Source organism: Devosia marina (assembly GCF_009758415.1).
In the GTDB taxonomy this organism is placed as follows: domain Bacteria; phylum Pseudomonadota; class Alphaproteobacteria; order Rhizobiales; family Devosiaceae; genus Devosia; species Devosia marina.
In genome coordinates this window covers 64,720-70,877 of sequence record NZ_WQRF01000011.1, presented here as the reverse complement: position 1 = coordinate 70,877, position 6,158 = coordinate 64,720, and the positions used below count along the sequence as shown (strand labels likewise).

Sequence of the window (6,158 nt, the reverse complement as noted above, 5' to 3'; positions counted from 1 at the left end):
TCTTGTGTCCATTGCCCCATAGGCCCGGAGACGCAGGTGTGAACTTGCGTTGGAAGCAATAGCCGTTTGAGCCACACTATACGTAGTGACGAGCCATCCTATGGCTCTGCCTACAACGGCGGCCAGCCTGCAGCCGCCGATCACTCGCCGGTTGACGAGAGATCACGGAAATGGAAAAGCGGGCCGATCCAGCCCGGGGGGGCATGACTGAGCGTAGCGGGACCGACCAATGAGCATGCATATCGCCCTGACCTTTGACGACAATTTCTGGGCGCCGGCTTTTGCCACCATGCGCTCGGTATGTCTGTTCACGCCGCAGCGCGAAGAACTGGTGTTTCACCTCTGCCAACGAACGCTCACCCCGGAGCACAAGGCCGACCTCGAGGCGATCCGGGATGAGTTTCCGGTGACCCTGGTCTGGCACGAGCTCGACCAGATGGACATGTTCACCGACATTGCCGCGCGCATGCCCGAGAGCGAACGCTTCCCCAGCATTGTCTATGCCCGCCTGCTGATCGACCGGCTGGTGGGCAACGGCGTCGACCGCGTGCTTTATCTCGATTGCGACACCATGGTCCGGGACGATGTGAAACGGCTGTTCGATCTGGATCTGGAAGGCAATGCCATCGCTGCGGTGCGCGACATCTCGGGGGCGCATATCACCAGTGGCCGGGACATGCGCAAAAACCGTGATATCTTCGATCCTGCTGACTACTATTTCAACTCCGGGGTGATGCTGATCGATGTCAGGCGCTGGCGCGAAGCGCGCATCATCGAGAAGATGGAAGAGCTGCACCAGGCCGGGATCATGCAGCGCATTTATTACGATCAGGATCTGTTGAACCTGACCTTCAAGGGTCAATGGCTGAGCCTCTCCTGGCGGTGGAACACCATCGATTCCATGCCCGCCCATGAAAGCCTCAACCCGGCAATTATCCACTATACCGGCGACAACAGCCCTTGGCATCTGCTCTCCACCATGCGGCCCAGCGTTGCCTTTGCTCGGCTGTACCGCCACACCATGACCAATGCCCTGTTCTACCGCTTCGCCCGGCATCGCTGGAAACGCTGGTGGCTGAAAAAGCTGCGCCTGATGCGTTAGGCCACTAAGCCAGGATCGAGCCCTTCGGCGGCGCAAAGCGCGGCAAGGGCACTGCCCTGGGCTGGCAGCGGAAGGCCGGCGCGGCCGCGATCGGTGAGCTGGCTGCGCCAGAGATGGATACCCAAAGTCTCGGGCGTGATGGCTTCATCAAGGCTCGATCCTGGCTGCATCAAAGCCGGAATGCCCTCATAAGGCACAGGATAGAATGTCGCCGCCGACCGCACCTTCTCGGTCAGGCCGTGCCGGGCGACATAATGGGTCAGCGCCATCGGGCCGGTCGCGCCATATTGCATATGCTCGGGCGAAACCCGGTCCCCGACCAGCCGGCGGAACGCCACTTCCAGGCGCCGCAGAGGTGGCAGATGCGGCTCGAATAGTGGGCGTTTCTCGGTCTCGAAAATGGCCAGCAGATCGGCCAGCAACGGCGCGTCCGCCGGTATGTGCAGCACCGCGCCATTGACCGATCCCGGCCGCTCCCAGGCGAACAGATAGTCGGGCGGCCCCTCGATTGGGCGCACGCAATAGATGTCGAGATCGGCATAGACCCCGAGCCCGGCGCGCATCACGGCATAGCGGAAATGGTCCGAGAACACGCCCGGCGTGCCCTTGCCCTTGTAGAACACTAGCCTCTCGCGCGGGAGAACATCGGCGGCGTCGCGCCATTCGGCCCCGGCCGGCAGGTTCTCTATGGCGTCATAGGAATGCACCAGCACTTGATGGCCCTGCCGGACAAAGGAGGAGATGCACAACACCTCCAGCCAGCTCAGCGGGCCGTGCCAGAAGCTGATGATCGGGGGCAGGGTCATGCGCGGCTCAACTCGTTCGGGTCGCGCGCATCTAGCATGGCGCCGCACGTGAGAAAACCGCCGCCTCCTTTGCGGGAGCGCGGCGGCTAAGGTTTTTGCACGGGATCGCCTTGTTGACGGACTTTAGTTGGCAGCCGCCCGGCGGCGATATTCGGAGGCGACATAGAGCACGATGAGGGCAAACCCGATGCCGATACCGACCTGCGGCCAGTCGAATTTCTGCAGGAAGTCCGTCACGAACAGCGTGGCATCGAACGGCTCCTGTCCCTCGAAAACCCGGTCGAGATGGTCGGTGGACACCGGCAATTGCGAACGGTAGTCAAGATAGGCCCAGGTGCGGGTGGCAAAGGGGTGAAGACCTCCCAGGGTCACCCATTCCAGCGCTGAAACCACGGTGGGCAGCAGCAGCGACAGTGGAATGGCCCATCGCCCCACCACGCTCCCCAGGGCGCCGACCAGCGCCATATAGGGCAGGTACCACAACAGCCCGCAGATCAGCAGCACCAGGAACACCAGCGCCATCTGGCCGTAAATCCCAACAATGGCGCCAAACAGCCCGGCATTGCCCAGGCCCGCGATCATGGTGGTGACGTAGGCCACGCCAAACATCAGCATGATGCTGACCAGCGCCACCGCAAAGACGGCGCCGGGCAGGATGGTCAGCGCGGCGGTAATCTTGCTGAGCAGGACCTTGAAGTCAGTGACCGGCATCGACTTCCAGAACAGCATGGCGTTGTTGCGCTTGTCGGCGGCAAATCCGTCGGCGCAGTAAAAGAACAGGACAAAGCCCAGATAGGCCAGCCAGGCCGCCGAGAGACCGGCAAAGCCTGCCTCGAACACCCAATTGGGCACGACGGTCAGCAATTGACCGGAAAAGCGCGTATCGAGCCGGTCGACGCTGAAGGCCAAGAGGGTCAGGGCAAAGACCACCCCCACCAGCACCAGCGGCGCGATGAAAAAGGCCCCGCGATGCTCGATGAACTCGCGGTGGATCAGGGCGAAGAAGGCCTTCATCGGGCGGTCTCCGGATTGGCCGTGGGCCGCTGCATCAACGCCACGAAGAGGTCCGAAATGGTAGGCGTCGAGATGCGGCCCAGCGGTTCGAGTTTTTCGCGTTCGGCGCCGTCGAAGATGAACACGGTCTGGCCGAAGCGCGTTTCCTCATAGACCGGTCTGTGTGCGCGGGCTTGGGCCTGCGCCTCGGCGCTGTCGGCCACCAGCTGGGTGAATTTCTCGCTGACTGTTTCCATCTGCATGTGCAGGATCATTTCCCCATCGCGGATGAACATGATGTCGGAGAGCATGAACTCGATCTCGTCCACCTGGTGGGTGGTGATGATCAGGGTGCGCTCCTCGGTCATGTAGTCTTCGAGCAGCCGGCGGTAGAAACGCTTGCGATAAGTGATGTCGAGCCCGAGCGTCGGTTCGTCGAGCACCAGGAGCTTGGCGTCAATTGCCATCACCACTGCCAGGTGCAACTGCGCGATCATGCCCTTGGACAGCGTGCGGATCTTCATTTCGGGCCGGATATCGGTACCCTCAAGGAATTGCCGCGCCTTTTCTGGCGAGAAATTGGGATGGATATTGGTCAGCAGCGCGAAGAGCTCGCGGACCCTGAGGAAGCGGGGTAGGCTGGCCACATCGGAAATGAAGGCGACGTTTTCCATCAGCTTGGCGCGGCGGGCGAATGGATCTTCGCCCAGCACGCGGATGGTGCCTTCGTAGCTGGTCAGGCCCAGCATGGCATTGAGCGTTGTGGTCTTGCCCGCGCCATTGTGTCCCACCAGCCCATAGATGCGGCCGGCCGGAATGTCGAAATCGAGCCCGTGCAAAATCTGCTTGCGGCCGAAGGACTTGGTCAGCCCGCGGGCGGACACGATGGGTTCGGCGGAAACGGAAAGCTCACTCATTTGGTCTGCCCTTCGCGCTTGGTGTCTGTGCCGATCAGATCCTGGAGATCGAGATCGAGCGCCTTGATCTGCGCCGCAATGCGCGGCCAGTCTTCCTTGAGAAATTTCTCGCGCTCATGAGCGAGCAATTGCGCGCGCGCGCCGCTGGTAACGAACATGCCCAGTCCCCTGCGTTTCTCCACCACCCCGATATCGACCAGGGCCTCGAAGGCCTTGGTGACCGTCAGCGGATTGACCGAAAGATCGCCGGCAATCTGGCGCACGGAGGGTAATGCGGCGCCCTCCGCTACCTGTTGCCGGAGGATCATCTCGATCAGCCGCTGCCGGATCTGTACGAAGATCGGCTGGCTGGCGTGAAAATCATCCATGTGTCTTGCCTATCTAGTGTGCTAGAGATGTAGCACACTAAGCATAGGAGTCAACAGGTTTGGTCGGTTGGGCCGATCTGGAGAGTAAAAATCAAAAAATAGAGAGACTTAGGCTGGAACGGCCTCGGTCACGCGCGCGCCGGACGCGATGGTCGGCGGGGCCGTATTGAGTTGTTCAATGGCAAAACCTGCCGCCGCCTTGTAGCGTGCCATGAACTCGGCGCGTTCCTGCGCAGGAATGACAGCATCGATGTCGTCGAACACCCCGCCGCAGCGTTCATCCACCATGTTGAGCAGGCCGAACGGCCCGGCGCCACGATTGCGCAGGATCAGTTCCGAGATCGGGCCGCAGAGCTTTTCGTCATAGGCTGCCAGCGCGCCGGCATTGACCCCATGCCTCAGCATCATCGCGCCCAGGATACGCGCATCGATAATGGCCTGGCTGGCCCCATTGGAGCCGGTTGGATACATGGCATGTGCCGCATCGCCCATCAGTGCCACCGGGCCATCCTGCCAGGTGGCAACCGGATCGCGGTCGATCATCGGGTTCTCATAGGCAATGTCGGCCCGTGCCAGCATGTCAGGCACATCGAGCCAGTCATAGCGCCAGTCGGCGAAGTGGTGGGCAAACTCGGCGATCTCGACCCGGCGGAACCAGCCGGCATTCTTCCAGCCTTCCGAATTGTCCAGCGTCACCTCGGCGATCCAGTTGGTGACGGCCAGGCCCGTTTCGGGATCGGCCGGTCCGATGGGATAGAACACGATGCGGTGGCGATGGCTGCCCAGACCGACAAAGGACGAGCCGCTGCGAATGGGTTTGGCCAGCGTGGTGCCGCGCCACATCACTGCGCCGCCCCAATGAATGGGCGGTTGGTCGGGATGCATGGCGGCGCGCACGTTTGAATGAATGCCATCGGCGCCGATCAGCAGCCGGCCGGAAGCATGCGTCACTTCCCCGTCGGCGCGGCGGATTTGCGCCAACACCGACCCATCGCCGTTCCGGGCATAGCCGGTCACCTCATGGCCAAGCTTTAAGCAATCCGCCCCGGCCCGCGCCACCAGTGTGCGATAGAGCAACATATGCAATTGCCCGCGATGCACCGAATATTGCGGCCAGTTATACCCGGCCTCGCGCCCGCGCGGCTCCGAATAGATCTCATTGCCATTGCGTCCGAGCAGGGCCCATTCGCGTGAGGGGACACCGATGCTGTCGAGGTCGTCCTGGCCGAGGCCGAGATCGAACAGCTCGCGCACCGCATTGGGCTGGATATTGATGCCGACGCCGAGCGGCGCCAGTTGGCGCACCGCTTCATAGACCGTGAACGGGACGCCGATCTGATGCAGCGTCAGTGCCAGGGCCAGCCCGCCAATACCGCCGCCTGCAATCAGCACCCGATCCTGCGTCATATGGTTGTCCCCCAGCCGTGCCCTTTTCGGGCGCATTGCCAGGTGTTTATTCAATCAGTCCGGGCTTGTCCAATGCCCGGCGTTCAGCCGACGGCGTACAGCTCAATCTGTACCGCACTGGCGAGACGCGCGCCGGTGCCCACGAACATGGTCCGGTTGATCCACTCATATTTTGGATGGCCTGTGCTCAGCCGCGCTGCGGTGCGCATGTAATAGCTCTCGGGCGGGCAGACCTCGCCAGCAGCCAGTTTGGCCAGAATTTCGGGCGGCCCGTGGCGAAAGCCGAAATTCTCGATTTCGATCAGCGCCCCGTCATCGGTCTTGAAGGCATAGCGCGCATCGAGCGCAGCCACCCCATTGTCGAACACGCTCTGCCAGTCTGCGCCGAAATCGAGAATGGTGCCGGAGATGTCCGGACCCGAAACCGTGCCGCCGCGAATGGGAATGACCCTCTTGCTGGCCACGTGCACATCGCCGATCACCATCGGCTTGGACAGCGTTACCTCCAGCGTACAGAAATGCGTGAGCGTCGGCGCGGGCAACAGGGGCACGTATCTTGTCCTTG

The 6,158-nt window shown here is 61.9% G+C and carries 7 protein-coding genes; 1 reads left to right on the top strand and 6 read right to left on the bottom strand.

The window, feature by feature from the left end; genetic code table 11:
- The first annotated feature begins 229 nt into the window (after positions 1-229).
- Positions 230-1,102, top strand: coding sequence for a glycosyltransferase family 8 protein (locus GO014_RS18030; protein ID WP_157291696.1), 873 nt, complete (start codon positions 230-232; stop codon positions 1,100-1,102).
- Here the strand turns inward: GO014_RS18030 and GO014_RS18025 are convergent.
- The 6 genes from GO014_RS18025 to GO014_RS18000 all read right to left on the bottom strand — a co-directional run bounded on the left by GO014_RS18025 (position 1,099) and on the right by GO014_RS18000 (position 6,144).
- The gene (locus GO014_RS18025) at positions 1,099-1,908 is read right to left on the bottom strand and encodes a glycosyltransferase family 32 protein (RefSeq protein ID WP_157291695.1); all 810 of its coding nucleotides are present in this window, start codon (positions 1,906-1,908) and stop codon (positions 1,099-1,101) included. The genes GO014_RS18030 and GO014_RS18025 overlap by 4 nt on opposite strands.
- Positions 1,909-2,031: 123 nt before the next feature.
- Positions 2,032-2,922 carry a hypothetical protein gene (locus GO014_RS18020; protein WP_157291694.1) on the bottom strand — a complete coding sequence of 297 codons (891 nt, stop codon included), beginning with the start codon at positions 2,920-2,922 and terminating at the stop codon, positions 2,032-2,034.
- Positions 2,919-3,818 (bottom strand): ABC transporter ATP-binding protein, encoded by a 900-nt coding sequence (locus GO014_RS18015; protein WP_157291693.1) that lies wholly within the window; start codon positions 3,816-3,818, stop codon positions 2,919-2,921. The genes GO014_RS18020 and GO014_RS18015 overlap by 4 nt, the downstream gene beginning before the upstream one ends.
- Entirely contained in the window at positions 3,815-4,186 is a 372-nt protein-coding gene (locus GO014_RS18010; protein ID WP_157291692.1) for a GntR family transcriptional regulator, read from the bottom strand. Before GO014_RS18010 ends, GO014_RS18015 begins: the two co-directional genes overlap by 4 nt.
- 108 nt (positions 4,187-4,294) lie before the next feature.
- The gene (locus tag GO014_RS18005; protein WP_157291691.1) at positions 4,295-5,593 is read right to left on the bottom strand and encodes a flavin-dependent oxidoreductase; all 1,299 of its coding nucleotides are present in this window, start codon (positions 5,591-5,593) and stop codon (positions 4,295-4,297) included.
- Between the two features lie 83 nt (positions 5,594-5,676).
- Complete coding sequence (locus GO014_RS18000) at positions 5,677-6,144, bottom strand: DUF3237 domain-containing protein (RefSeq protein ID WP_343031009.1); 468 nt, start codon at positions 6,142-6,144, stop codon at positions 5,677-5,679.
- Positions 6,145-6,158 lie beyond the last annotated feature (14 nt).

Coding starts and splice junctions, on each gene's coding strand:
- GO014_RS18010 (WP_157291692.1), bottom strand. CDS start 4,186: ATGGATGATTTTCACGCCAGCCAGCCGATCTTCGTACAGATCCGGCAG.
- GO014_RS18030 (WP_157291696.1), top strand. CDS start 230: ATGAGCATGCATATCGCCCTGACCTTTGACGACAATTTCTGGGCGCCG.
- GO014_RS18025 (WP_157291695.1), bottom strand. CDS start 1,908: ATGACCCTGCCCCCGATCATCAGCTTCTGGCACGGCCCGCTGAGCTGG.
- GO014_RS18005 (WP_157291691.1), bottom strand. CDS start 5,593: ATGACGCAGGATCGGGTGCTGATTGCAGGCGGCGGTATTGGCGGGCTG.
- GO014_RS18020 (WP_157291694.1), bottom strand. CDS start 2,922: ATGAAGGCCTTCTTCGCCCTGATCCACCGCGAGTTCATCGAGCATCGC.
- GO014_RS18015 (WP_157291693.1), bottom strand. CDS start 3,818: ATGAGTGAGCTTTCCGTTTCCGCCGAACCCATCGTGTCCGCCCGCGGG.